We start from the raw sequence: 24,648 nt of genomic DNA, 5'->3' as shown, positions 1-24,648 counted from the left end.
TTTTATTCCTGATCGCTTAATTCTTCAATTTTACGACTTAATATTTCTAATTCTTTCTCATCTTTACGTTTTGAAAGCCAACTTTGGATCCCAATTACGACAAGAATTATAACAACCGCGCCATAGCTTGGCCAAACGAAAAATGAATATTCACCCATGATCGCCGCCCCTCTCTGCTTTTCGCATCTGTAATCCTCTAATTTGACGTCTTAAAATTAAACTTTGAATACGCCATAGTACCACCGTGATAAAATAAAGATTAAAGGCAAAAATACAAATAAGAAGCGGCCAAAGCATGTCAGGATGGATACTGCTTCCGCCTGATTTCATAATACTCGCCGGTTGATGAAGCGTATTCCACCAGTCAACGGAAAACTTTATAATCGGCAAATTAACGGCACCAACCAGAGCAACGATTGCTGCTACTCGTGCTGCTTTTGCACTATCCTCTATTGCGTCCCAAACGGCCATGTATCCGAAATAGAGAAATAATAAAACCAGTTCCGAAGTTAAGCGCGCATCCCAAATCCAGTATGTGCCCCACATAGGTTTGCCCCAAAGGCTGCCAGTAAACAAAGCAAGTGCGGTAAAACCAGCACCAATTGGGGCAGCCGCACGTGCAGACTGATCCGCCAAAGGATGCTTCCATATAATACCAACGGCACTTGCAAGAGCCATAAAGCCGTATGCAAACATTGACATATAAGAAGACGGCACATGCACAAATATTATTCTATAAGCGCTACCCATTTGATAGTCTTCCGGTGCGATAAATAATCCCCAATACAAACCCACAACCAGCGAAATCACCGTGAGAAAAAAACACCACGGCGTTATCATTTTGCTGATCCGTAAAAAACGGGCTGGATTCGCGAACTTATGCATAGGTTTGATCTATCCTTTTCAGGGCTCATAATCAAGAAATAGTGAAAAAAATCGACATGATGCCACAATTAGACCTTCTTATTTTCTTAACTTTTACTATATAAACTATTCAGAACAAATAATAGGAAACAAAGTTAAAAGATTATGGGCTTAAAAACGATCAAAAGACCCTTGAAACTACTCATCGGTTGGATAATGCTTATCGTCGGCATTATTACCGCGCCGATTCCTATTCCTATTGGACAAATCGTTGCCCTTATCGGCCTTAGCATTCTCGTTTCTGAAAGTCATTGGGTTAAAACGAAAATGCAGAAATTGAGAAGGCGATTACCGATTGTTGGTCGTCAATTAATGCGTTTGCATCCTTATATGCCACAATTTCTTAAAAAAGTTATTGATGAGACGGACCCGACACACTTGGCGGAATAGAATTATATCGTTATATTTTGTTATCATGACTTTGGAGTATAAACGATGTATCAACCGCCCTTATTTAAAGAAGAACGTGAAGACGTTTTGCACGATCTTATCCGGTCACATTCCTTCGGCACTTTAGTGACATTGGAAAACGGCGAAATAAACGCCAATCACCTACCCTTTTTTTTAAGAGATAATAACACGCTTTGTGCTCATATTTCTAAGGGCAACCCTCTATGGAAAACAATTAAAGAAACTGATAATATCTTAGTTATTTTTCAGGGTCCTCACCATTATATTTCACCAAATTGGTATCCTTCGAAACAAGAGCACCACAAAGAAGTCCCAACTTGGAATTACTTTGTTGTTCATGCTTATGGAAATTTAAAAATAATAGAAGATCCCGATTGGATAAGACATCACCTTGACGAATTAACGGATCAAAATGAAAAAATTGAAGACGTTCCTTGGAAAGTATCAGATGCACCTGAAAAATTTGTCGCTCAACAAATTAATGGCATCGTCGGCATCGAAATTGAGATCACTAAATTGGAAGGTAAATGTAAAGCGGGACAAAATAAAAAACAGCCCGAATTGTGCGGAATGGTTAATGCCCTTGAAAAGCTTGATAGTACCGACGCTCAAAAAATGTCAAAGATTATTAATAATTTGGTAAAATAAAAATTTCTCATCAAACTTGAAAAATAATATGCCTTGAAATCAATTCATTAGAATAATTGTTTACTTTTTAATAACCATAAAAAGTAACGGTATATTTATATTATTAATGTAGCTGTTGCCTGTAGTTTTATATAAATTCTAACCTACGTTAGGTAGAGGTGTACTAATGGCAAAAGAAAACCATCAAAAAAATTCAGAAGATTTACTTGATAAAAATGGCGACGATATTCGTATTTATGAATCAGATCGGTCAGATGAGACCAGCGAGAATCATGATCGTCTTTCCAATTATTTTAGTAAACAGAATGATGAACCTGAAGACACTCAAACCAGATCAAATATACAAATGAATCATTCACGTGGCGAAGCAAAGTCAGGCGAAAGCTCATCATCTCCTCAAAACCAAGAACGATTTAGTTCTGAAGAGGCAAAAAGTGTAGGTCGTACACCACAAAATAAACAATCCTCAGAAGAACAAAGTAATCAAGAAACCACTTCAAACAGGGTGACTAAGCAATCGGTTGAGGAACGGCAACAAGAAGAACCTCTGTCCTCCGGTCGTGCAAGTGAAGAAATTGATTTAACTTCTCCTCAAAATGATAATACAGGAATTCAAAATAATCCTGAGCAACAACCTGAAACATTGCAGGCGCGTTCCACGCCACAAAGTAAAGCTTCGAACCCACAAAGTAATGATGAGCGCGAAGCAGTTGTAAAAGAAGTCACAGAAGAAGCCGAAGAAAAAACTGCCGCTGAGGAGGCTGCCGCGAAAGAAGCTGAAGAAAAAGCTGTCGCTGAGGAAACCGCTGCAAAAGAAGCTGAAGAAAAAGCCGCCGCTGAGGAAGCCGCTGCAAAAGAAGCTGAAGAAAAAGCCGCCGCTGAGGAAGCTGCCGCGAAGGAAGCCGCAGAGGCCGAAGCAGGTTTTGGTTTAACAGATGTTGAAGATGCGGCATTTTCAGGTAGCTGGGGTCAAATTGATGAAGGATTGGACGGCTGGTATACCGATAATGATGGTGGTAAAATTGAAGTTGGAAAAGAAACGACTTATGGTGGTTCAGATAGCTCCAATGTTATTATTGAACTAGAAGCCGATAGTGGTGATCAAAATAAACTATACAAGGATTTTGACACATCACCTGGCCAAGTTATCGAAATTAGCTTTGATCATTCCGCCCGTGGTGGAAGAGGCGGAGAAGATTCAGCCGTTGAGGTCTATTGGGACGGTGAATTAATTGACACAATTGTACCAGGCGATAGCTTTGGTTGGGAAAACCATAGCTATGAGGTAAGTGCTGATGGCGATAGTGCACGGCTTGAATTCCAGGCAACAGATTCGAATTCTTTAGGGACATTATTAGATAATATAAAAGTAGATATTATCGATGAACTGAATGCCATTGACGGTAGTTCAGGAAATAATACTTTAAATGGATCTGAAGAAGCTGATTATATCACAGGAAATGCCGGACATGATACGATTAATGGTAATGGCGGTGACGATGTCATAGTAGGTGGCACCGGTAATGACAATTTACGTGGCGGCGGCGGTGATGACCGTTTTGAAATCAGTCAGGGCGATGGCTTCGATGATTTCGATGGCGGTGAAGGCACCGATACCATCGTTGCAACCGAAGACAATGTCACCATCGGCATTAACACACACTTTAATCCGGCCGATAGCGTTGAAGAGATTTCCGCAGATGGCAACAGCGGCGTGACCATTGCCGGCGACGGTTCAAACAATAACATGGATTTCTCTGAAACCACCCTCACCGATATCGAACATATCGATGGCGGCAGTGGTCATGATACCATCACCGGATCAGCCGGCGATGATGTGATCATCGGGGGCACCGGTAATGATAACTTACGTGGCGGCGATGGTGATGATCATCTTGTGTTTCTTGCTAATCAAGGCAATGACACGGTTGATGGTGGTGAAGGATGGAGTGATAGCATCCAATTACAAGGTTTTAGTGGTCTGGACCAACAAGATGGCTGGACGCTTAATCTTGATGAAGGGCATGTTATCGAATCGTCAGATATAGATGCAGGCGTGATGTTATTATCAGAAGATAGCGCCGGATCAATTGAATTTGAAGATGGTGGTTCAATAACATTCGAAAATGTTGAACAAATCACCTGGTAGATCAATTAAACGGCTATGACTTATCAAAGTAAGAATTCATAGCCGTTTACTTTAGTCTAAAGCCAAACGAATTGCGGCGGCGGCGGCCCAAGGGGTGATCGCGATACTAAATAAAGTAACAGCGCCCAATATCATTAAGGTTGTATAACCACCATTACCAATTGTCATGGCTTCGACGCTCATTACACCAAAAATAAGAACTGGTACATAAAGTGGTAAAATAAGCAATGAAAGCAAGACGCCGCCTCTTTTCAAAGATACCGTTAATGATGCACCAATCGTACCTATTAATGACAGCGCTGGTGTTCCAAGTAACATTGCATAAATCAACGGCCAATAAGCCGCATCATCCATATTCAATAGAATGCCTAAAAGCGGGGTTATTAATATTAAAGGTAGCGAAGTTGTAAGCCAATGCGCTAATGCTTTAGCGAGCACTAACCACTCCAGTGATAATGGGCATAATGCATATTGATCTAATGTGCCGTCTTCGAAGTCTGCTTGAAAAATTCGATCAAGAGATAGAAGGCACGCTAAAAGCGCAGCAACCCAAATGACGCCAACCGAAATACGACTAAGCATATTAAGTTCGGGTCCGACACCAAGTGGAAATAACGTCACAACAATAATAAAAAAAGCAACTACCATGCTGCTGGTACTGCCGCCTGCCCAGCTAATTTTTATATCCCGTAAGGTAATAATTTTAAAAAGAGAGAACATTACCACCCTCGCTTTTCAAAATTAGATTGTAATGAAAAATCTGCAAGATTTAATACTGTTATATATTTTTGATCGATCCCTAAATTTACATGCGTGGCACATATAATAATTCCGCCCATATCAAGATGCGATTTCATTGTAATTGATAATAAAGAAAGCCCTTCTTCATCTAAACCAACGGTCGGTTCATCAAAAAGCCAAATAGACCCCGGATGGCATATTGATCGCGCCAATGCGGCCCGCCTTGTTTGTCCGGAAGATAAATATCTAACGGGGGTGTCACGTACATATTCTATCCCCATTAACTTGAGAGAATGATCAATTTGATCAAGTGTTCCCCAGATTTTCGTCCAAAAGTGTAAATTCTCAATCACTGTGAATTCACGTTTTAAAGTGTTTTTATGCCCTAAGTAGCAGATATTCTCGCTTATCCATTCTTGATCCATGAGGACGGATTCTTGGTCGAAAATTACATCGCCCGTCTCAGGCTCTATCAATCCAATGAGGGCCTTTAGCAGAGTTGACTTTCCTGACCCATTCGGTCCTATAAGCTTAAGTAATTTGCCTGAAGTCAGAGAAAAAGAGAGATTTTCAAAAATCTTTTTTTCACTTCTTCTTACGCTTAAATTGGTTGCTGAATAATTATTATTCATGATCACTTAGTTCTGCTTATTTTTCTTACATCACATGTACATAAGAAGCTATAGCAGCATATTGGGAAAGTGAGAAGCCCAGAATAAATCTAATAGTATTCTATTCTATAACTTATCTATAAAGTTTCTTTGATATCTCTCCAGCCTTCAACAGCATAGCACTGGCCAATGCAAAAAGACTTGCGCCAACCATGATGGATGTTATTTCACTTCCTTCAATGTTCGTCGCTGAACCAAATGCAAACATCATAAAAGTCGCAACCATTAACGTAATCATTATAAATTTCATATTAAGAAATCGGTTTAAAATTTCATGTTTTGAGTTTTTTCTCTTAATCATCATATTTCCTCATCATTCATAACTGACGACAAATATAAAAATCAGGTTTGGTGATTCTTTGGCACGAATAAGGTCTTTTTCTGACAAATAAAGGCTGTATCGCCTTAATTTATACAATCCGCGCCGTTTTTGGTTGGATTTTCCTTGAAAAATTAGTCGTTTTCAGTCAAAAGAGCCTTAAGAAAATTCAATGAAAATTATGAGGAGTTAAATTCCGTGGCAACCGTTGGTCAAGATACCCTGAAAACATGCCGCACACTTAACGTGGGCGACAAAGAATATTCATATTATTCTCTCCAAGAAGCAGAAAAGCAATTAGGCGACATTTCACGCCTTCCTTATTCTATGAAAGTGCTTCTTGAAAATCTTCTTAGATTTGAAGATGGCGTAACGGTATCAACAGAAGACGTGCAGGCAATCGTAGACTGGCAAAAAGAAAAACGCATGAACCGCGAAATTCAATATCGCCCAGCACGCGTCTTAATGCAAGATTTCACTGGCGTACCTGCAGTGGTGGATTTAGCTGCGATGAGAAATGCCGTGGAAAACCTCGGTGGCAGTCCAGATCAAATTAATCCTTTAAGCCCGGTTGATCTTGTAATTGACCATAGTGTGATGGTTGATAACTTCGGTGATAATAGCGCTTTTCAAAAGAACGTCGGTCTTGAAATGTTACGTAACAATGAACGCTATCAATTCCTAAGATGGGGGCAGAATAGTTTTGATAATTTTTCCGCTGTTCCCCCTGGAACAGGTATCTGTCATCAGGTTAATCTTGAATATATCGCGAAAACAGTTTGGACCGAAGATGTAGACGGTAAAACGGTTGCTTTCCCAGATACCTGTGTGGGTACAGATAGCCATACGACAATGATTAACGGTCTTGCCGTTCTCGGTTGGGGTGTAGGGGGTATCGAAGCAGAAGCAGCGATGCTCGGCCAACCTGTTTCAATGTTAATCCCTGAAGTTGTTGGTTTCAAACTAACTGGTAAAGCACGCGAGGGCATCACAGCGACAGATATTGTTCTGACGGTGGTAGAGATGCTCCGTAAACATGGTGTTGTTGGTAAATTCGTAGAATTTTACGGTAACGGTCTTGACCAAATGACACTTGCCGATCAAGCAACCATCGCCAATATGGCTCCTGAATATGGTGCGACATGTGGTTTCTTCCCAGTGTCACAGGCTACACTTGATTACCTAGAATTCACAGGTCGTGATGAAGATACTATCTCATTGGTAGAATCTTATGCCAAAGAACAAGGCATGTGGCGCGATAAAAATACGCCTGATCCAGAATATACATCTGGTCTTGAACTTGATATTTCAAAGGTCGAACCAAGTCTTTCTGGCCCTAGTCGCCCGCAAGATCGTGTTTCTCTTAGCAATGCGACGAATGCGTTTAATGAAGTTCTTAAAGAGCGTGGGAAAGCCGCTGAAAAAGATACAGGCTTCGCGGTAGAAGGTCAAGATTACGAACTTCATCATGGTGACGTAATGATCGCTGCGATTACATCTTGTACCAATACATCAAATCCAAGTGTAATGATGGCGGCTGGTCTTGTTGCTAAGAAAGCAAATGAGCTTGGACTTAATTCAAAACCATGGGTTAAAACCTCTCTTGCACCTGGATCACAAGTTGTAACAGATTATCTTGATAAAGCGGGTCTTACTCCACATCTTGATGCTCTCGGCTTTGATCTGGTGGGTTATGGCTGTACAACATGTATTGGTAACTCTGGTCCCCTCGCAGAAGACTTGCGCACAACTATTAATGACAATGAAATGATTTGTGCGTCCGTATTATCAGGTAACCGCAATTTTGAAGGTCGCGTAAGTCAAGATCTTAAAGCATCATATCTTGCTTCACCGCCACTTGTCGTGGCCTATGCAATTGCAGGTACATTGCAAATTGATATTACAAAAGATGTAATTGGTCTGGATAAAAACGGCAATGATGTTTATTTAAAAGATTTGTGGCCTACAAACGCTGAAATCGATGAAACAATCCGTAACACTCTTACGCGCGAAATGTTTGTTGAGCGTTATAAAGACGTCTTTACGGGCACTCAGCAATGGCAAGATATTAAATTCCCAGAAGGTCAAACTTACGCATGGGATGATACAAGCACATATATTCAACACCCTCCTTATTTCCAAGGCATGACCATGGAAACAAGTAATATCTCAGACATTAAGGGCGCTAATTTACTCGCACTTCTAGGTGATAGTATCACGACCGATCATATTTCCCCAGCAGGCGCGATTAAAGCAGACAGCCCAGCGGGAGAATATCTATCAGCGAATGGTGTAGAACGCATTGATTTTAATTCATACGGTTCGCGTCGCGGTAATCACCAAGTAATGATGCGCGGCACATTTGCCAATGTGCGTCTTCGTAACCTAATGGCCCCGAGTACAGAAGGTGGCATTACAACCTATATTCCAACTGGCGAACAAATGAGCATCTATGATGCCTCCATGAAATACCAAGACGCAGGAACACCGCTCGTGGTTGTCGGCGGCAAAGAATATGGTACCGGATCATCACGTGACTGGGCCGCCAAAGGAACCAATCTTCTTGGAGTAAAAGCGGTTATCGTTGAAAGCTTTGAACGTATTCACCGCTCTAACCTCGTCGGTATGGGCGTTCTTCCTTTACAATTTAAAGGCGATGACAATCGCGAGAGCCTTGGTTTAACAGGATCTGAAACATTCGATATTTCTGGTATCGCCGACGGCATTGCGCCACAACAAGATTTAAATGTTAAGATTACTTATGCTGACGGCGCAACAAAAGACATCGTTGTCTTGAGCCGGATTGATACAGCAAATGAAGTTGAATATTTCAAAAATGGCGGCATTTTACATTACGTACTTAGAAATCTTGCTTCACAGTAAGTAAAAGAAAATAACTTTATGAAAAGCCGGGTCAAATGATCCGGCTTTTTTTATGTTCTTTCTTTATCACCTGTGCCAAAAATTTGCTTAAAGGCGGTCGCATTCGCCGCCACTACAATCGCTAACATCATAAAGACCATAAATGCAGACGGTATATTTATGAGAAGACTTGTGGCAACATAAGAAAGTTCAAATTTTTCTGCAATTTTAGAAAATCCTTCATTAAGCGCATATGTATATAAACTTAAAGGTAAGAAAGCTCTAATTACGAGATGCCATAAATTCCATGTATAACCAGTGGTTTTGCGCCACACATCACGCAGTCGCGTTTGACGGCGCCCTAATGCAATACTCGCTGAATAAAAAGAAAATCGTATTAAAATCGGTGAAACAGTCAATAATACAATAAACGTCGTTATTTGTACCAATTGTTCCAACATTTCATTAGTGATCGTTACACCTTGAGAAATTTGATATACCACTGCAGCGAGAGATACCATCAGCGTTGGAACTAAAATCACCATTGCTATAATGACCACTCTTAAAATGGATTTAAGAATTGATGCGATACTAAAAGTCCGTCTCGATTTTAAATGAGTATAGAGTTTCCCGTAAGATTCTTGCTCCATACCTAATAAAAACTTACGGTACCATACAAGTGCAAATGATGCCGAAACAAAAGCACGCGGAATGAGGTGATTAAACGCAATACCATATTCATTCAATAATACCTCAGCAGAGACATTAAGCAAGATCCACAGTAACATCGGCACAATGGAAAGTTTTACGAAAAGAGAAAAGTTATCGACGAAATAAGTATAACTAAACCTCATAACATCTGTAACGGATATTTTATTATCAGACGAAGAACGGGAATAATTAGAAAAGTCTGACACAAAAAGCTCCGGGCACTATTAAAAAAAACAATAATACTCGCTATTCATAAATAAGAAGTTACCAGATTGGAAGATTTTTATTTATTTTGAGAAAAAAGCCGTTTGAATTAACAAACGGCTTTAAAATTATTTAAAACTGGCTTCCATCACTTTTGAAAGCCTGCTGGCGAATGCAACAGGATCATCAGGAAGGTCTCCTTCCATAATTTTAGCCTGGTCAAGGAGCATTTGTGACGCATCCTTTAATAAATCGACAGATCCTTTTTTTGTGGCTGCTTTAGAAAGTGCTTTAATTAAGTCATTGTCAGCATTAATTTCCATGACCCTTGCACTTGCGGCACCATCTAATTTGTTATGCATTTTGAGGATACGTTCCATATGCATGTCCATGTCATTATCATCGGCTACTAGACACACAGCACTATCCGTCAAACGATTTGATTTTCTGACATCCTTCACAGTTTCACCAAGGTTCGTTTTAAGAACAGAAAGAAGCGCCTCAAGCTCAGGACTTTTTTCTTCCTCATTGTCATCTTCTTTTTTATCATCAAGATCTGCAGAGCCTCGCGTCACGGATGCAAGCTTTTTGCCGTCAAATTCTGGAATCATTTGCAGCCAAAACTCATCAACAGGATCGGTAAAATAGATAACTTCAATATCTTTTGCTTTAAACCCTTCTAGTTGCGGTGATCTCTTCGCGGCTTCTAATGAATCGGCCGTAATATAGTAAATCGTATCTTGGCCATCATTCATCCGGGACACATAATCATCTAGTGATGTTAATTCATCACCTGCCGTTGAATAAAAGCGTGACATTTTTAAAATTTGATCCCGTCTTGCGAAATCTTCATAAATACCCTCTTTAAGGACTGGGCCAAACGTTTCCCAGAATTGATTATAGCCGTCTTTATCCTTTTTCGCTTTCTTCTCTAATTCCGACAGAATACGTTTTGTCACTGCATTGGAAATACTAGACATCACTGGATTATTTTGCAGCATTTCACGGCTAATATTTAAGGGAAGATCTTCGCTATCTACCACGCCGCGCATAAAGCGTAAATATCCTGGAAGAATGTCTTCACAATCATCCGTTATAAATACACGCTTTACGTATAATTTTACTTTTGTTTTACGAGCAGGGTCAAACAAGTCCATTGGCTGCTGACTAGGTATAAATAACATCACAGTATATTCAATTTTGCCTTCAGCGCGGTAATGAATTGTCATTCCAGGATCATCATAAGCATGCGCAACATGATGGAAAAATTCTTTATATTGTTCTTCGGTAATATCCGATTTTGATCTTGCCCAAAGTGCCGTTCCATCATTCACACGTTCACTTGTTTCTTCATCTTCAGCACCGTCTTCTTCTGACTTGCTGATCATCGTAATAGGAATGGTGACATGGTCACTATACGTTTTGATAATATTCTTAAGGCGGTGTATTTCTATAAACTCATCTGCCTCATCTTTAATATGAAGCATAATTGACGTTCCGTTTCCTACTTTTTCCGCTTCAGAAATGGTATATTCGCCAATACCATCCGAAGACCAAAGGTACGCTTTTTCTTCACCGGCTTTGCGGCTAAGCACTTCGACTTTATCCGCAACCATAAAAACAGAATAAAACCCAACGCCAAATTGGCCGATTAAATTCACATCTTTTTTCTCATCCCCGGAAATATTTTCCATAAATGAGGACGTCCCACTACGGGCAATTGTTCCTAAATGTGATATAAGGTCTTCACGGTTCATTCCGATACCATTATCGGAAACCGTTAATGTTTTGCTCTCTTTATCAAGGCGAATATCGATGGTAAAATCGCCCGAATCTTTGAGCAAATCACTATTGGTCAATCCTTCGTAACGAAGTTTGTCACAAGCATCAGATGCGTTTGAAATTAATTCACGTAAAAATATTTCTCTGTCACTATAAACAGAGTGGACCATCATATGGAGCAGACGTGAGACTTCCGCCTCAAAACCCATTTTTTCAGTTGTCATTTTTTCTATTCCCGTTTGAATTTTTCTTAATAGATCAGATATGGAATGTTCTGAATGCTTTTCAAGAGGGAAAGTAATAAAAAATGACTTATTTTATCAAAGAAACAGATCCGCCAAGACCATTAAAGAGCCCGTCCATTCTTTTGATCCATAGATTTACTGAACTATCATCTTCGATTAATATTTTACCACTGGTGGCTCTGGCCCAAAGAAAAATGCCATATAAAATATAATCACTATAGGCCGCACTTTGACCACTTAAGAAATCATTCTGATTGAAATAGTCTTGATAGGGTAAAAGATTTGTTTGAAACGTTTTTAATGCCTGATCATAATCTTTGGCCGCTTCTTCAATTTTACAGCCAATGCGCGGCTCTCTTGTTTCTCTGAAGTAATCTTTATCACATTCATCAATCACATTATAAATATCAGAAACCAAAACTCTAAATAACGGCATTAATAATGGACGTGCCAATTGATGACCCATTAACTGGGCAGCGGCCTTCCCTTTTTCACCTTCAAATAAGCTTGACCTTTCTGAATAATATTCCTCCAAATAACAGGCGATATTCCAACTATCTGAAATTGAATTTTCGCCGTCGATTAAAACGGGAACGGTTTTGCTGTCTGCGAATGTAAGTGTTTCTTTAATTTCTGTAAAATGTAAGGGAACACTTTCATAATTAAGACCTTTATGAGCAAGTGCCATTTTTATGCGCCACGCAAACGGGCTAAACCCTTTTTCAGAATCACGACCAACTAATTCATATAATTTCATAGAAAATTCCCTTTTGTATTTTTCTCGTTATATCATGCTTTAAATTACATGCTTCAAAAAAATAGCAGCCAGTTCGTTCCATATTGCTGGGTGAAGGGGAGGGAAAAGGGTTCGCAATATTTCAAAAAACTGGCTGCAGGGACTAACAATTATAGGTATAGAATTTAATTAAGGCGGAGTTAGGTTTAGAATAAGGTCATTTTGTGGCATTTTTTGTTGCAATCAATTTAATCTGGACGCAAACTCAAGTTAATGACTGATCAAACAACAATAATTCCGTTTTCCACAAGCCAGCATAGCAAGGCCCAAGTTGCCAATATTTTCTTTGAAAGACCCGAATTTGAAGCCATTTTGAATATTTATGGTAAAATGGTCGCATCAGGTCATTGGAAAGATTACGCCATATCAGGATCAAAAGATGAAGCCGTCTTTGCTGTATTTCAAAAAGCAAGTGAACGCCCCATTTATCGCATTACGAAAACACCCTCTCTAAGGCATAAGCAAGGTGCCTATGCTATTATTGGCAGTCAGGGACAGATCTTAAAACGTGGACAAGAATTACGTCAGGTCTTAAAACATTTTGATAAAAAGCTGATAAAGCTCGTACAATGATTAACGACTAAATGGTTTTCGAGGGGGCTTTAACACCGTATTGCGACCATCCATGTCAGGATCACGATCTGGAAAATCCAAGGTATGATGTAAGCCACGGCTTTCCGTTCTTTGTAGTGCAGAATGAACAATTAAGTCAGAAACCGTGACTAGATTTCTAAGCTCCAAAAGATCAGACGTAATTCTAAAAGCACCGTAATATTCACGAATTTCACCTGCTAACATTTCGATGCGTCTGGCCGCACGCTGCAAACGACGTGTTGATCTTACAATGCCAACATAATCCCACATGAAATGTCTAAGTTCGTTCCAGTTATGGGAGACCACCACTTCTTCATCAGAATCAGCCACCCTGCTCTCATCCCATGGTTTGATTGTTGTACTGAATTTTTCTTTTTTTATCAGCTTCACAATATCTTTTCCGGCCGCATTAGCAAAAACCAGACATTCAAGTAGAGAATTGCTGGCCATGCGGTTCGCGCCATGAAGTCCCGTATGGGCAACTTCCCCAATCGCATAAAGGTTTTTAACGTCTGTTCTCGCCTTTAAATCCGTCATCACACCACCGCAGGTATAATGAGCCGCAGGAACAATCGGGATAGGTTCTTTTGTTAAATCAAACCCTAACTTAAGACATCTTTTATATATGGTTGGAAAATGTTCCATGATAAATTCATCATTTTTATGTGAAATATCTAAATAAAGACATTCAACCCCCAAACGTTTCATTTCATGATCAATCGCATGGGCAACAATATCGCGAGGGGCAAGTTCCGCACGCTTATCAAACCGGTCCATAAACCGATCACCGTTTGGAAGACGCAGATAAGCACCCTCACCTCTTAAAGCTTCTGTTAATAAGAAAGTGCGCGCCTCTGGGTGATAAAGGCATGTTGGGTGAAATTGATTAAATTCCATATTGGCTACCCGACAGCCCATACGCCAAGCCATCGCAATACCGTCTCCGGTTGAACCATCAGGATTTGATGTATAAAGATATGCTCGACTGGCGCCGCCTGTTGCAATCACCGTCGATTTTGCGCGAAAAACTTCGACTTTTCCGTTTTTGGTATCAAGAATATAAGCGCCAACACATTTTTGCGTCTTGATATTACGGCGATCATTACTAATAAGATCAACGGCCATATGATTTTCAAAAAGTGTGATATTCGGATGCGCCTTTACTTTTTTCTCAAGTGAAATTTGCACTTCTTTACCGGTGGCATCCGCACTGTGGATAACGCGTCGGAAAGAATGGCCGCCCTCTTTGGTTAAATGATAATCCCCTTCAACGGCTTTTTGCTTATCTTCTCTACTTTCTTTTGTAAAATCTGCGCCATTTTCAATAAGCCAATTAATCGCTTCTTTTCCCTGATCAACGACGAATTTAACAGCATCATATTCACATAGGCCACCACCAGCATTTAACGTATCTTCAATATGAGATTCTTTAGTATCGCGATCATCAAGCACGGCAGCAATGCCACCTTGGGCCCAAGACGTACTGCCACTGGAAAGTTTATTTTTTGAAAGCACGGCAACAGAAGCATGATCCGCCACGTGCAAAGCTAAACTTAATCCCGCGGCGCCGCTTCCTATTACAAGTACATCAAAATCGTGTGTAACAGTCATGATTACGTCTCGATCGTTTTGGTAAGCTGTAAGAAAATATCCTCCAGATCACTTTCTTCCGTCTTTAAGTCGGCAATTTCAATATCTGTCTCAGAAACTTTTTTGAGAATTTCACCGACAGTAATGCTGCTCGGGCTAAAATGTATAACAATATCACCCTCTTCATTCAGCTTTCCACCGATGTCGCTTAAAACCTGAGGTACTTTATTGATGACATTAACAGGCGTTATTACCACCATCTTTTCATCAAGTTGTTTCAATAAATTTGGCGTTTTCTCACATATCACAAGTTCACCGTGATTAATTATGGCTATTTCATCACACAGTTCTTCGGCTTCTTCCAAATAATGAGTTGTAAGTACAATGGTTACACCCTTTTCATTCAATTCTCGAACATATTGCCAAATATGCTGTCTTAATTCCACGTCAACCCCGGCGGTCGGTTCGTCAAGAACCAGTATCGGAGGATTATGAACCATTGCTTTACCAACAAGAAGCCTGCGTTTCATTCCTCCTGACAAAAAGCGTGTATACGCATCGCGCTGCTCAACAAGACGCATCGCTTCCAATATTTCATCGGACCTTCTTTCGTTTTTTGGAATGCCATATAGTCCGGCGTAAAGTTCCAACATTTCATAAGGCGTAAAATAAACATCAAAATTAATTTCTTGCGGCACTATACCAATGTTTGCTTTGGCATTTCGAATATCTTTATCAATATCAAAGCCCCAAACCTCAACTGACCCTGCCGTTTTATCTACAATACCAGCGATGATATTTATTGTTGTTGATTTACCAGCACCATTTGGCCCTAGTAATCCAAATATAGAGCCACGCGGTATAGAAAGGTCTACTCCTTTGAGTGCTTCTTTCGGTTTTGACGCCCCATCTGCTGCGTAAGTTTTTTTAAGGCCACGAATTTTTATCGCGAGTTCTTGATCTGTCATGTTATATGATCCAATATGAGCTTGCTTATTCGGTATCACTCGCTAGTCTACGGGTCAATGAATAATCTGGCTATTATATAAAAAAATGGAACATAAAAAGCATGTCAAACGGCAATCATCTATATCTTATTGACGGATCAAGTTTTATTTTTCGAGCGTATCACGCCATCAGGCCACTCAACCGTCCTGACGGTACTCCCGTAAACGCGGTTTCTGGATTTTGTAATATGCTTTTTAAATTATTACGTGATTTGGATGATAGTGAACGACCAAGTCATCTCGCGGTCATTTTTGATGCTGGCAAAAAAACATTTCGTAATGATATTTACCCTGAATATAAAGCCCACCGCCCACCAGCGCCAGACGATCTAATACCGCAATTCAAAATCATTCATGACGCTGTCGAAGCTTTTAATCTGCCTTCCATTCAATTAGCAGGTTATGAGGCCGACGATATTATTGCCACCTATGCCAAGCAAGCTGAAAGTAATGGCAGTAAAGTAACAATTGTTTCAACCGATAAGGACCTGATGCAATTGGTAAGTGATGATGTCAGAATGCTTGATACGATGAAAAACCGCCATATTGGCATTGAAGAAGTCACCGAAAAATTTGGATTAGGACCAGAAAAAGTCATTGAAATTCAAGCTCTGGCGGGTGATAGCGCCGATAATATCCCTGGCGTTCCCGGCATTGGTGTTAAAACGGCGGCTCTCTTATTATCTGAGTTTGGTGATCTTGATACGCTTCTTGCACGGGCTGGTGAAATTAAGCAAAATAAGCGCCGTGAAAATTTGATCGAATTTGCCGATCAAGCCAAGCTTAGTTTAGAACTTGTAACTTTAGCCTTAGATGTACCTGATCTACCAAGTATTGATGATTTTGCCCTTGGTGATATTGATCCCGATAAAGTACTTCCTTTTTTAGAAGAGCAAAACTTCAGAAGTCTTCAAACACGGATACTTACTCATTTAGGTCCTGACGTTTCTGCCGAGTTCGCACCCATAGAAGACGCTGCGCCAAAAGAAGTAAAATATGAAACGGTAACAACGATTGAGGCTTTAAAGCGTTGGATTAAACTGGCTGAGAATGCCAGACAGATAACTATTGATACAGAAACCACATCAACCAATGCAATGGCGGCTGATTTGGTAGGAATTTCATTATCCATTAATAGCGGTGACGCGTGTTATATTCCATTAGCGCACGTAAACCATAGTGATGAACCTGTTGATTTATTATCGGAAAGCAGTGCCGAGCCAATTCCCGATCAAATACCAATGCAAGAGGCATTGGAATTATTAAAACCATTACTTAAAAATCCGGCAATATTAAAAATTGCGCAAAACATGAAATATGATGCGCTTGTTCTTAAAAAGTATGACGTGGAAATTACCCCATTTGATGACACTATGCTTTTATCTTATGTGTTAGATGCGGGCGTCAATAAACACAACATGGATGAACTGGCTCGCGTACATCTTGATTTAAGCACAATCCCCTTTAAAGAAATTGCCGGAACGGGCAAAAAACAAATAACATTTGATAAAGTTGCTATTGATAAAGCAACCGAATATGCCGCTGAAGATGCGGATATCACAGGCCGCTTACATCGTCTTCTTAAGCCGCGACTTGTTCAGGAAAAGATGGTCACCGTCTATGAAACATTAGAACGACCGCTCGTTCCAGTGCTTGTTGATATGGAACATAATGGCATTAAAGTTGATAAAGATATGCTCAATCGCCTATCCAATGAATTTGCCGTGAGACTTTCTGAGTTAGAAGGTGTTATCCATGATTTAGCAGGTCATGCCTTTAATATCGCCTCCCCTAAACAACTTGGCGAAGTTCTCTTTGAAGAAATGGCAATACCGGGTGGTAAAAAAAGTAAAACAGGCGCCTATACCACCGGAGCTGATATATTAGAAAAACTTGCCGCTGACGGACATGAATTACCCGAGAAAGTTTTAGAATGGCGTGCCCTTGCGAAACTGAAAAGCACCTATACTGACGCACTACAAAATATCATTAACAAGGATACAGGACGCATCCATACGTCTTATTCATTAGCGGCCACTACCACCGGGCGCTTATCTTCAACAGACCCTAACTTGCAGAATATTCCTATTCGTACTGAAGAAGGTCGAAAAATCAGAAATGCTTTTATTCCGGAACAAGGATATAAGCTTGTTGCTGCTGATTATAGTCAGATTGAGCTCAGATTACTGGCACATATCGCTGAATTAGATAGTTTGAAAAAAGCCTTTAATGACGGCATTGATATTCATGCAATGACGGCATCAGAAGTTTTCGGTGTGCCAATAGAAGGAATGGACCCTATTGTTCGCCGACAAGCCAAAGCCATTAACTTCGGTATTATTTATGGGATCAGCTCATTCGGTCTTGCAAACCAGCTTGGTATGAGCCGCACAGAAGCCAAAACATTTATTGATAAATATTTTGAGCGCTTCCCCGGCATTCGTCATTATATGGAAGATACTAAGCAATACTGCCGTGATAAAGGGTATGTAGAAACCATATTTGGGCGAAAAATCCACATTGGTAGTATCAATGATAAAAATGGCATGCGTCGTTCATTTGGTGAACGCGCGGCTATTAATGCGCCAATTCAAGGTTCTGCCGCCGATGTAATTAGGCGCGCTATGATTCAAATGCCTGATGCGCTTAAGCAAGCGGGACTGAATGCAAAAATGCTTTTGCAAGTTCATGATGAGCTGGTATTTGAGGTTCCTGAAGAGGAAATAGAAAAAACAACCCCAATCATTACGTCTGTTATGGAAAAGGCGGCTTTGCCGGCGCTCCAAATTTCAGTTCCTCTTACCGTTGACTGTGGCATTGGTGATAATTGGAACGAAGCGCATTAAATTTATCTTTTTGAGACGGCAATATCACCTATTAAGAGGCGCGCTTAATCGTGCTTTAAAACCTGGTTGGTGACATTCTGTAAAGAACGACCTAAAATATTAGCGTTTACGGGACGACTAATATCAAAGAAGTTAAGAGCGAGTTTTAACGTTTCCTGCATATATGCGTTTTTTAGACGCGGCATAATTTTACGCGCGACGGCACGCTGATTTTCATCGTCAATTTTAAGTTGCATCATTACAGTCATGGTGCCTGCGGGACGCTTCCTTTTATTATACATAGCAACGCTTATGGGCGGGATTTCAACATATTCGTTAACTTCTTCCTCTGATGGTTTAGCCTCAGGTGCTGGCGCTGCAACTACAAAGTTATTCCATAAACATCCAATTGCTATCATAAAAAATAATCGAAACTTCATCATAAACCCTTTAAATTATTGTGCCGCCTTTGACAGCCAGTACGCGCTGTAATCCATCTTGATATCTTGCCAACCGGTCTTGCAAATATGCTGGTGCCGGCCCAAAATTATTTTTTGACGCTTGTAAAATTTGGGCACGAATGGGATCGAATGTTAGAGAACGATTAGCACTTTCAATGACATTCAATGAATTTTGTATTTGAGTTAAAATATATTCCGCCTCTTTTTTAGTGCTAAATGCAAAACCATTATCCAATCTAAGGGCAAAAACACCGCCAAGTTTTTCTGGATCGATCCCTTGGTCTTCTCCCAAATCAAATAAAACTTCAGGCGAAATTATATTACGTTCTTCAAGTCCTAGTTTTGACAAAGCATCGCGACCATCTGACCCTGATATAAAATCAACTGTCGCGCCGTTTTTCGCCTCTAATTTTAACGCTGGCCCGTTTTCACCGATTGAAACGCTGGCTTTTAAATTACGGGTAGATAACGTGTTGATGCGATTAGACAACGTTTCAAATGTATCCCCCTCGCGGTATTCTACTTTTAATTCGCGACCACCATTAATAGAAATACTAAAATAATCTCCTCCTCTCAAAGACGTTTGTGTCGCAAGATCCCGTTCTTGGTTGTTATCAGCCAGTCCCGTTGCTAGTCCCAGTGTATTTAAAATTACGAACCATTTTCAGAAAATGCGACGGCCACACCTTCATTATATCCGCCGGAAGCCTCTCCTAATTGTTGCTGCCAGATTGTTGCACCAGATGTCGCGTCAATTTTAGCCGTAAAACTATCGCTTAAACCGGTTTTGCTTTCACCGCTTAAGGTGCCTGAAGTTGTTCCTGCCAAATAGATTGAACCGTTTGATAGCGAAATTCCAGAAACAGTATCCGAGGAACTTGTGCCGACATAAGTCGTCCAATCAGCGGAAAATCCACCACCATTATCATTTAATTTTGTGATAAAACCGTCGCGACCACCATTGTAACCATCAATGACATTTCCGCCATTTATTGACCCAGATAACGTTGTGCCGCTTACGTAAATATCCGTTCCATCAACAATTATATCGGAAATAGATCCACCGTTTAAGTCACCTAAATCATAGCTGGCCAATGTATTATCAAGGTTATCTTTATCTAATTTTCTAATAACGGCATTACCGTCTTCTTCCGTTAATACCAGTAAATTTCCATCATCCGCGATGGCGATTTGCTTACCAATGTCATTATTTGCGCCCCCAAATTGGGCCTTATCCAATATAATTCCACTCGCACTTCCCAATTTGAATATGGTTGTATCTTCGCCACCATTTGCTGTGGTGGTTGCATCTATTCGCCCTGAAACTTGTCCCGTTATAAAAATATCACCATTTGCATCAACAGTTAATCCATTGGCTTGGTCCGTCGCAATCGTATCTATTTGCCTAGTCCAAAGTTCTTCGCCAGAATTAGAAAATTTAGTGACAAAACTGTCTGTCCCTGAAAAGACATCCGATGCAATTAATTCTTCATTTGTTTTGCCAGCAATGATTATATTATCATCCGCGTCGATTGCTATATCAAACGCTTCCGCTTCATCGCTCGCGCCTAATAATCTTGACCATAATAAATCGCCTGTTGAAGAATATTTTGACAGGAAAACGTCATTTGTCTTTGCACCATTAATTTGTCCTCCAATGTCACCTTCTGTGGTGCCAACAACAAAGCTATTTCCTTGGCTATCAATTTTCACAGCTGTTGGGACTGTATTAAAAGGTACTTTTGTCGAAGACGTATCTTGCGCCTTATCATCATCGGCATCTGCCGGAATAACAAAACCATTCGCGTCGATGCCAACAATCTCTGCACTAAATAATTCTTTCTGGTTTTCGTCATCAAGATTTGTATATTTTGTAAGGCTTCCTTGAGTAATTGCGTTAAAATCACTGGATCTAGATGAGCCCGCTACTATTAGGGCGGGATCAGATGATGCCGCACTAAATGATAATTTCTCAATGCCTTCAACATCAAACTTAAGCGCAAACTTTCCGTCTGAAACTTCTTCAACGGAGGCCCGTGATTTATACTTACTTACTGTTTCACCGTCATCATTAACAGTCGTGACGTCTCTGATTTTTGTGTTAATCAAATTTTTTAAATTTTCGAGCGATAAAGTGCCGCTAATTTCTGAAAGATCAATCGTGATATCATCATTATCAGAAATGGTATCGATGTTTATTGTGAATTCTTCATCACCATTTAGTCCTACGATTGCGGTTGTCGCACTTATAGCTGCAACGACATTACCCGTGATATCACGTTCGTCTTTACCGAGCCCCACTTCAGACGTCACAAAAGACTTCTTTTCACCGGCCAGCAAAATCAACTTATCCAATTCAGTATCACGGACATATTGATCAACTTGTGAAAGACCGGATTGAAATTGCGTACTTAAACCTGCAATTAACGATGATGACGTTTTACTATCCGACGCATATTCAGCAATTCTTTTTAAGTCATTGAGAGCCGCATTAAAGAGTGAACAAAGCCTTATTATCTTGATCAAGGCCTGCTTCACGCACTGAGCTTGTGTTTTCGTCAATAAATGATGTTTTGCTTCTTATCTGATTATAACGGCTCAGAAGGGATCGATCATCTTCTTCTGCCCATGGAGTTATGACAGCTGGACCACGATTAAATGCAGTCGAAGACGACGTTCCAAACGAACTCGTTCCAATGCCATTTTGGGCGTTAAACTGACTGCCGAGTAACGACACGTTTAAACTGATTAAATTAAAGTCGACCACTTTTTCTATCTCTGATTTCTTCAGATGCAATATTGCACTATATAGAATAGTAAGAAATTGTTAACAAAATATGTATTTTCCTTAAGATTTCTCTTATTTTCAGTAAGTTGCTATTGAAAGATAAGCCCACACCATTTACATCTAAATAAATAAAACTATTAATTATAATATTAGGAATTAAAAATGGGTAACTTTGCTATCATATTAGGTGATTTGGTTTTAACCGTTGCTGGTATCGCAAAATTCTTATTATTTATTTATATTATTCTAAGTTTATTGATCTCATTTAATGTGATTAATGCTTACAACCAATTCGTAAGTTTGATTTATGGATCTCTTTATAAATTATTTGAACCAATCCTTTCACCGATTAGAAACTTAATTGGAGGCGGCATGGGTGGATTAGACTTTTCCCCCATTATTGTTTTTCTCTTACTTGAATTTGGCGCGCGTTTTATAGCTGAAGCAATTTATAGCCTTGCATATTAAGGATTTTCCATGACTGCAGATATCATAGACGGCAAAGCCTTTGCCTCGAACTTAAAAGAAAATATTGCCCATAAGGTTGCTCACTTAAAAGAAAATTATAAGCTTGTCCCTGGGCTCGCAGTAGTACTTGTCGGTGAGGATCCCGCCAGTCAGGTTTATGTCAGGAACAAAAATAAATCGACCTTAGCTGCGGGTATGAACAGCTATGAACATCTTATGAATGATGATGTGAGTGAAGCCGACCTTATCGCTAAAGTTGAAGAGCTTAATAACGACCCTAAAGTTCATGGCATACTGGTTCAGCTACCGCTTCCAAAACATATTAACGAAGCCGCGGTTATAGAAAGCATTGCGCCCGAAAAAGACGTGGATGGATTTCATGTCATCAATTCAGGTCTTATGGCAACCGGCGGAAAAGGAATGGTTCCCTGTACGCCACTCGGCTGCATTATGATGCTTAAAGATAAGTTGGGGAATTTAAGTGGACTTGATGCCGTGGTGGTTGGCCGCTCAAATATCGTTGGAAAGCCAATGGCTCAGCTTTTACTCAATGAAAGCTGTACTGTCACAATAGCCCACAGCCGCACAAAAAATTTAGCCGAAGTCGTGGGGCGATCTGATATTGTTGTTGCTGCCGTCGGTGTTCCTGAACTTGTTAAAGGTGACTGGATTAAAGAAGGTGCAACCGTTATCGATGTTGGCATCAATCGTATTGAAAAAGAGGACGGCAAAACCAAACTCGTTGGTGATGTTGACTTTGAAGAAGCATCAAAACGAGCGGGTGCCATTACTCCGGTTCCTGGCGGCGTAGGCCCGATGACAATCGCTGTATTGCTTGCCAATACGGTAACAGCCGCCTGTCGTCAAGCAGGGGTCGACGAGCCCCTTAACTGCTAATCAAAATAATATTTGCTATATTTTTTAATTCGTGTACCTCTTATTTATGAAGTAAAGAGAGCACGATGACGACACCAGAAACACATTACGGCAAATGGGATAGCATCCGCATAAAAAGGCAGTTTTCGCAACTGGTTAGCCTTTCGCTGCCTATTATCATGCAACGTCTAGGGATTATGACTTTAGGGATCGTCGACACGGCGATGGTGGCGCGTTTTTCCTCAACTGAAGTAGCTTATCAAGGAATCGCCAACAGTGCGATCGGCTCAACTCTAATCGTGGCCACAATCGGTCTAATGATGGGCACAATGGTGCTCACATCAAACGCATATGGCGCAAAAGATTATAAGAGGTGCGGACGCATTTTACGACGGTCCATTCCTTATGGGTTTGGTATTGGTATTGTTTGCATGAGTGTTTGTTTATTTGGGGAAAAAATCCTGCTTATGGTGGGCCAAACCACCGACATTGCAAGAGGCGGTGGAGAAGTTGCTCAGGTTCTATCCATTGGACTTCTGATGACAGGAGCCATGTTAGGGTGTCAGTTTTTTCTAGAAGGTATTAATCGTCCACTTCCAGGAATGGTCTTCATGATGATCGCCAATGTGCTTAATATTTTTCTCAATTGGGTTCTTGTATGGGGATATCTTGGATTTGATCCTATGGGGGCGGTTGGCTCTGCTTGGGCAACCAGCATCATCAGAACATTTTTAACAGTGGCCATGTTTATTTATATTTTCATGAAATTAGACCGGGAAAAATACGGCATTTTTGATAAAGTCAGTTTAAAATGGTCAGATTGGACAAAACACCGACATATTGGATATGCAGCAGGTATGACCAATACGATAGAGCATCTTGGATTTGCTGCACTTTATGTATTTGCAGGGTATCTTGGTAATGTCAGTCTTGGTGCATTAACGATTGCGTTTACCGTTTTTGGCGTTCCTTTTATGATTTGTTATGGCGTGGCCGGGGCAACATCCGTTCGCGTTGGCATTGCTATGGGACGCGGCGATCATCAAGACATGGCCTTAGCCGGCCTGTGTGGTATTGCATTTAACGGTATGATTTGTATCCCGATGATGGCAATTTTATATTTTTTCCCGGATGTAATTGCGGGACTATTTACTGACGATGCAATTTTAATTGCGGCAACTATTCCTCTCATTGCCTTATCTGTATGGATGCTCTTTCTTGATACGGCCCAAACCGTTATAGGCAATGCCTTGAGAGGTGCACAAGATATTTGGGTTCCGGCAATATTTTACTTTATCTGTTATAGTGCTCTTATGATCCCACTCGCTTATTATTTGACATTTATATTAGATCATAAGACCATTGGCCTGATTGAATGTATTATTTATGCGAGCTTCTTGTCGATGGTCCTTTTAAGCTCGCGTTTCTTTTACCTAACGATGATTAAAAAACCAACATATGATACAACACAATAGAAAACTCTCATTATCCATAGTCATTCGCTCTATAGTGTTTAATAGCTTTTTTTATCTTTATATTACCTTTGGGGTAATCTTTTGGCTGGTTCCATTATCCT

23 protein-coding genes are annotated in these 24,648 nt (G+C 40.3%); 9 read left to right on the top strand and 14 right to left on the bottom strand.

Annotation, left to right across the window (positions count from 1 at the left end):
- Positions 1-2 precede the first annotated feature (2 nt).
- The gene (ccmD, locus tag ACTF6W_RS02945; RefSeq protein ID WP_438993045.1) at positions 3-158 is read right to left on the bottom strand and encodes a heme exporter protein CcmD; all 156 of its coding nucleotides are present in this window, start codon (positions 156-158) and stop codon (positions 3-5) included.
- Positions 151-885, bottom strand: a complete 735-nt coding sequence (locus ACTF6W_RS02940; RefSeq protein ID WP_438993044.1) for a heme ABC transporter permease — start codon at positions 883-885, stop codon at positions 151-153. Before ACTF6W_RS02940 ends, ccmD begins: the two co-directional genes overlap by 8 nt.
- 144 nt (positions 886-1,029) lie before the next feature.
- On the opposite strand from ACTF6W_RS02940, the gene ACTF6W_RS02935 reads away from it, so the two are divergent.
- The 3 genes from ACTF6W_RS02935 to ACTF6W_RS02925 all read left to right on the top strand — a co-directional run bounded on the left by ACTF6W_RS02935 (position 1,030) and on the right by ACTF6W_RS02925 (position 4,132).
- Positions 1,030-1,314 carry a PGPGW domain-containing protein gene (locus tag ACTF6W_RS02935; protein ID WP_438993043.1) on the top strand — a complete coding sequence of 95 codons (285 nt, stop codon included), beginning with the start codon at positions 1,030-1,032 and terminating at the stop codon, positions 1,312-1,314.
- Positions 1,315-1,359: 45 nt separating this feature from the next.
- Positions 1,360-1,983, top strand: a complete 624-nt coding sequence (locus ACTF6W_RS02930) for an FMN-binding negative transcriptional regulator (protein ID WP_438993042.1) — start codon at positions 1,360-1,362, stop codon at positions 1,981-1,983.
- Positions 1,984-2,149: 166 nt separating this feature from the next.
- Positions 2,150-4,132 (top strand): hypothetical protein, encoded by a 1,983-nt coding sequence (locus ACTF6W_RS02925; protein WP_438993041.1) that lies wholly within the window; start codon positions 2,150-2,152, stop codon positions 4,130-4,132.
- A 51-nt stretch (positions 4,133-4,183) separates the two neighbouring features.
- Here the strand turns inward: ACTF6W_RS02925 and ccmB are convergent, their stop codons facing one another.
- The 3 genes from ccmB to ACTF6W_RS02910 all read right to left on the bottom strand — a co-directional run bounded on the left by ccmB (position 4,184) and on the right by ACTF6W_RS02910 (position 5,782).
- A complete protein-coding gene (ccmB, locus tag ACTF6W_RS02920) occupies positions 4,184-4,852 on the bottom strand; it encodes a heme exporter protein CcmB (RefSeq protein ID WP_438993040.1) in 669 nt (222 codons plus the stop codon).
- Positions 4,852-5,505 carry a heme ABC exporter ATP-binding protein CcmA gene (gene ccmA, locus ACTF6W_RS02915; protein ID WP_438993039.1) on the bottom strand — a complete coding sequence of 218 codons (654 nt, stop codon included), beginning with the start codon at positions 5,503-5,505 and terminating at the stop codon, positions 4,852-4,854. The genes ccmB and ccmA overlap by 1 nt, the downstream gene beginning before the upstream one ends.
- A gap of 112 nt (positions 5,506-5,617) precedes the next feature.
- A complete protein-coding gene (locus tag ACTF6W_RS02910) occupies positions 5,618-5,782 on the bottom strand; it encodes a hypothetical protein (protein ID WP_438993038.1) in 165 nt (54 codons plus the stop codon).
- A 279-nt stretch (positions 5,783-6,061) separates the two neighbouring features.
- Between ACTF6W_RS02910 and acnA the strand changes: the two genes are divergently transcribed.
- Positions 6,062-8,746: an aconitate hydratase AcnA gene (gene acnA, locus ACTF6W_RS02905; RefSeq protein WP_438993037.1), complete on the top strand. Its 2,685-nt coding sequence runs from the start codon at positions 6,062-6,064 to the stop codon at positions 8,744-8,746.
- A gap of 50 nt (positions 8,747-8,796) precedes the next feature.
- On the opposite strand, the gene ACTF6W_RS02900 is transcribed toward acnA, so the two are convergent.
- From ACTF6W_RS02900 to ACTF6W_RS02890, 3 genes are all read right to left on the bottom strand, one after another.
- On the bottom strand, positions 8,797-9,642 hold the full coding sequence (locus ACTF6W_RS02900) for a hypothetical protein (RefSeq protein WP_438993036.1): 846 nt from the start codon (positions 9,640-9,642) through the stop codon (positions 8,797-8,799).
- A 126-nt stretch (positions 9,643-9,768) separates the two neighbouring features.
- Positions 9,769-11,646, bottom strand: coding sequence for a molecular chaperone HtpG (gene htpG, locus ACTF6W_RS02895; RefSeq protein WP_438993035.1), 1,878 nt, complete (start codon positions 11,644-11,646; stop codon positions 9,769-9,771).
- Positions 11,647-11,734: 88 nt separating this feature from the next.
- Positions 11,735-12,424 carry a glutathione S-transferase N-terminal domain-containing protein gene (locus tag ACTF6W_RS02890; protein WP_438993034.1) on the bottom strand — a complete coding sequence of 230 codons (690 nt, stop codon included), beginning with the start codon at positions 12,422-12,424 and terminating at the stop codon, positions 11,735-11,737.
- Positions 12,425-12,676: 252 nt separating this feature from the next.
- Here ACTF6W_RS02890 and ACTF6W_RS02885 point away from each other — a divergent pair, with 252 nt between their 5' ends.
- Positions 12,677-13,036, top strand: a complete 360-nt coding sequence (locus ACTF6W_RS02885) for a DUF2794 domain-containing protein (protein WP_438993033.1) — start codon at positions 12,677-12,679, stop codon at positions 13,034-13,036.
- On the opposite strand, the gene nadB is transcribed toward ACTF6W_RS02885, so the two are convergent.
- Positions 13,037-14,668, bottom strand: a complete 1,632-nt coding sequence (gene nadB / locus ACTF6W_RS02880; RefSeq protein ID WP_438993032.1) for an L-aspartate oxidase — start codon at positions 14,666-14,668, stop codon at positions 13,037-13,039.
- 2 nt (positions 14,669-14,670) lie between these two features.
- Positions 14,671-15,615 (bottom strand): ABC transporter ATP-binding protein, encoded by a 945-nt coding sequence (locus ACTF6W_RS02875; protein ID WP_438993031.1) that lies wholly within the window; start codon positions 15,613-15,615, stop codon positions 14,671-14,673.
- Between the two features lie 101 nt (positions 15,616-15,716).
- Between ACTF6W_RS02875 and polA the strand changes: the two genes are divergently transcribed.
- The gene (gene polA / locus ACTF6W_RS02870) at positions 15,717-18,500 is read left to right on the top strand and encodes a DNA polymerase I (protein ID WP_438993030.1); all 2,784 of its coding nucleotides are present in this window, start codon (positions 15,717-15,719) and stop codon (positions 18,498-18,500) included.
- A gap of 44 nt (positions 18,501-18,544) precedes the next feature.
- Here the strand turns inward: polA and ACTF6W_RS02865 are convergent, their stop codons facing one another.
- The 4 genes from ACTF6W_RS02865 to ACTF6W_RS02850 all read right to left on the bottom strand — a co-directional run bounded on the left by ACTF6W_RS02865 (position 18,545) and on the right by ACTF6W_RS02850 (position 21,707).
- Positions 18,545-18,922, bottom strand: a complete 378-nt coding sequence (locus tag ACTF6W_RS02865; RefSeq protein WP_438993029.1) for a hypothetical protein — start codon at positions 18,920-18,922, stop codon at positions 18,545-18,547.
- A gap of 7 nt (positions 18,923-18,929) precedes the next feature.
- Positions 18,930-19,517 carry a hypothetical protein gene (locus ACTF6W_RS02860; RefSeq protein ID WP_438993028.1) on the bottom strand — a complete coding sequence of 196 codons (588 nt, stop codon included), beginning with the start codon at positions 19,515-19,517 and terminating at the stop codon, positions 18,930-18,932.
- A gap of 74 nt (positions 19,518-19,591) precedes the next feature.
- Positions 19,592-21,466 carry a hypothetical protein gene (locus ACTF6W_RS02855; protein WP_438993027.1) on the bottom strand — a complete coding sequence of 625 codons (1,875 nt, stop codon included), beginning with the start codon at positions 21,464-21,466 and terminating at the stop codon, positions 19,592-19,594.
- Positions 21,432-21,707, bottom strand: coding sequence for a hypothetical protein (locus ACTF6W_RS02850; protein ID WP_438993026.1), 276 nt, complete (start codon positions 21,705-21,707; stop codon positions 21,432-21,434). Before ACTF6W_RS02850 ends, ACTF6W_RS02855 begins: the two co-directional genes overlap by 35 nt.
- A 183-nt stretch (positions 21,708-21,890) precedes the next feature.
- Here ACTF6W_RS02850 and ACTF6W_RS02845 point away from each other — a divergent pair, with 183 nt between their 5' ends.
- The 3 genes from ACTF6W_RS02845 to ACTF6W_RS02835 all read left to right on the top strand — a co-directional run bounded on the left by ACTF6W_RS02845 (position 21,891) and on the right by ACTF6W_RS02835 (position 24,547).
- The gene (locus tag ACTF6W_RS02845; RefSeq protein WP_438993025.1) at positions 21,891-22,196 is read left to right on the top strand and encodes a YggT family protein; all 306 of its coding nucleotides are present in this window, start codon (positions 21,891-21,893) and stop codon (positions 22,194-22,196) included.
- 9 nt (positions 22,197-22,205) lie between these two features.
- Entirely contained in the window at positions 22,206-23,093 is an 888-nt protein-coding gene (gene folD, locus ACTF6W_RS02840; RefSeq protein WP_438993024.1) for a bifunctional methylenetetrahydrofolate dehydrogenase/methenyltetrahydrofolate cyclohydrolase FolD, read from the top strand.
- Between the two features lie 65 nt (positions 23,094-23,158).
- Positions 23,159-24,547, top strand: a complete 1,389-nt coding sequence (locus ACTF6W_RS02835) for an MATE family efflux transporter (protein ID WP_438993023.1) — start codon at positions 23,159-23,161, stop codon at positions 24,545-24,547.
- Positions 24,548-24,648 lie beyond the last annotated feature (101 nt).

Source organism: Pseudemcibacter sp. (genome assembly GCF_965661635.1).
Classification (GTDB): Bacteria; Pseudomonadota; Alphaproteobacteria; order Sphingomonadales; family Emcibacteraceae; genus Pseudemcibacter.
Note: the sequence above shows the minus strand (reverse complement) of the source record. Positions and strands in the feature narration are given on the sequence as shown.

Excerpts from the sequence above, each read along its gene's own strand:
- ACTF6W_RS02940 (WP_438993044.1), bottom strand. The coding sequence starts at position 885 with ATGCATAAGTTCGCGAATCCAGCCCGTTTTTTACGGATCAGCAAAATG.
- ACTF6W_RS02910 (WP_438993038.1), bottom strand. The coding sequence starts at position 5,782 with ATGATTACGTTAATGGTTGCGACTTTTATGATGTTTGCATTTGGTTCA.
- htpG (WP_438993035.1), bottom strand. The coding sequence starts at position 11,646 with ATGACAACTGAAAAAATGGGTTTTGAGGCGGAAGTCTCACGTCTGCTC.
- nadB (WP_438993032.1), bottom strand. The coding sequence starts at position 14,668 with ATGACTGTTACACACGATTTTGATGTACTTGTAATAGGAAGCGGCGCC.
- ccmA (WP_438993039.1), bottom strand. The coding sequence starts at position 5,505 with ATGAATAATAATTATTCAGCAACCAATTTAAGCGTAAGAAGAAGTGAA.
- ACTF6W_RS02930 (WP_438993042.1), top strand. The coding sequence starts at position 1,360 with ATGTATCAACCGCCCTTATTTAAAGAAGAACGTGAAGACGTTTTGCAC.
- ACTF6W_RS02935 (WP_438993043.1), top strand. The coding sequence starts at position 1,030 with ATGGGCTTAAAAACGATCAAAAGACCCTTGAAACTACTCATCGGTTGG.
- ACTF6W_RS02885 (WP_438993033.1), top strand. The coding sequence starts at position 12,677 with ATGACTGATCAAACAACAATAATTCCGTTTTCCACAAGCCAGCATAGC.
- ACTF6W_RS02845 (WP_438993025.1), top strand. The coding sequence starts at position 21,891 with ATGGGTAACTTTGCTATCATATTAGGTGATTTGGTTTTAACCGTTGCT.
- polA (WP_438993030.1), top strand. The coding sequence starts at position 15,717 with ATGTCAAACGGCAATCATCTATATCTTATTGACGGATCAAGTTTTATT.
- ccmB (WP_438993040.1), bottom strand. The coding sequence starts at position 4,852 with ATGTTCTCTCTTTTTAAAATTATTACCTTACGGGATATAAAAATTAGC.
- ACTF6W_RS02925 (WP_438993041.1), top strand. The coding sequence starts at position 2,150 with ATGGCAAAAGAAAACCATCAAAAAAATTCAGAAGATTTACTTGATAAA.
- ACTF6W_RS02875 (WP_438993031.1), bottom strand. The coding sequence starts at position 15,615 with ATGACAGATCAAGAACTCGCGATAAAAATTCGTGGCCTTAAAAAAACT.
- folD (WP_438993024.1), top strand. The coding sequence starts at position 22,206 with ATGACTGCAGATATCATAGACGGCAAAGCCTTTGCCTCGAACTTAAAA.
- ACTF6W_RS02890 (WP_438993034.1), bottom strand. The coding sequence starts at position 12,424 with ATGAAATTATATGAATTAGTTGGTCGTGATTCTGAAAAAGGGTTTAGC.
- ACTF6W_RS02835 (WP_438993023.1), top strand. The coding sequence starts at position 23,159 with ATGACGACACCAGAAACACATTACGGCAAATGGGATAGCATCCGCATA.
- ACTF6W_RS02865 (WP_438993029.1), bottom strand. The coding sequence starts at position 18,922 with ATGATGAAGTTTCGATTATTTTTTATGATAGCAATTGGATGTTTATGG.
- ccmD (WP_438993045.1), bottom strand. The coding sequence starts at position 158 with ATGGGTGAATATTCATTTTTCGTTTGGCCAAGCTATGGCGCGGTTGTT.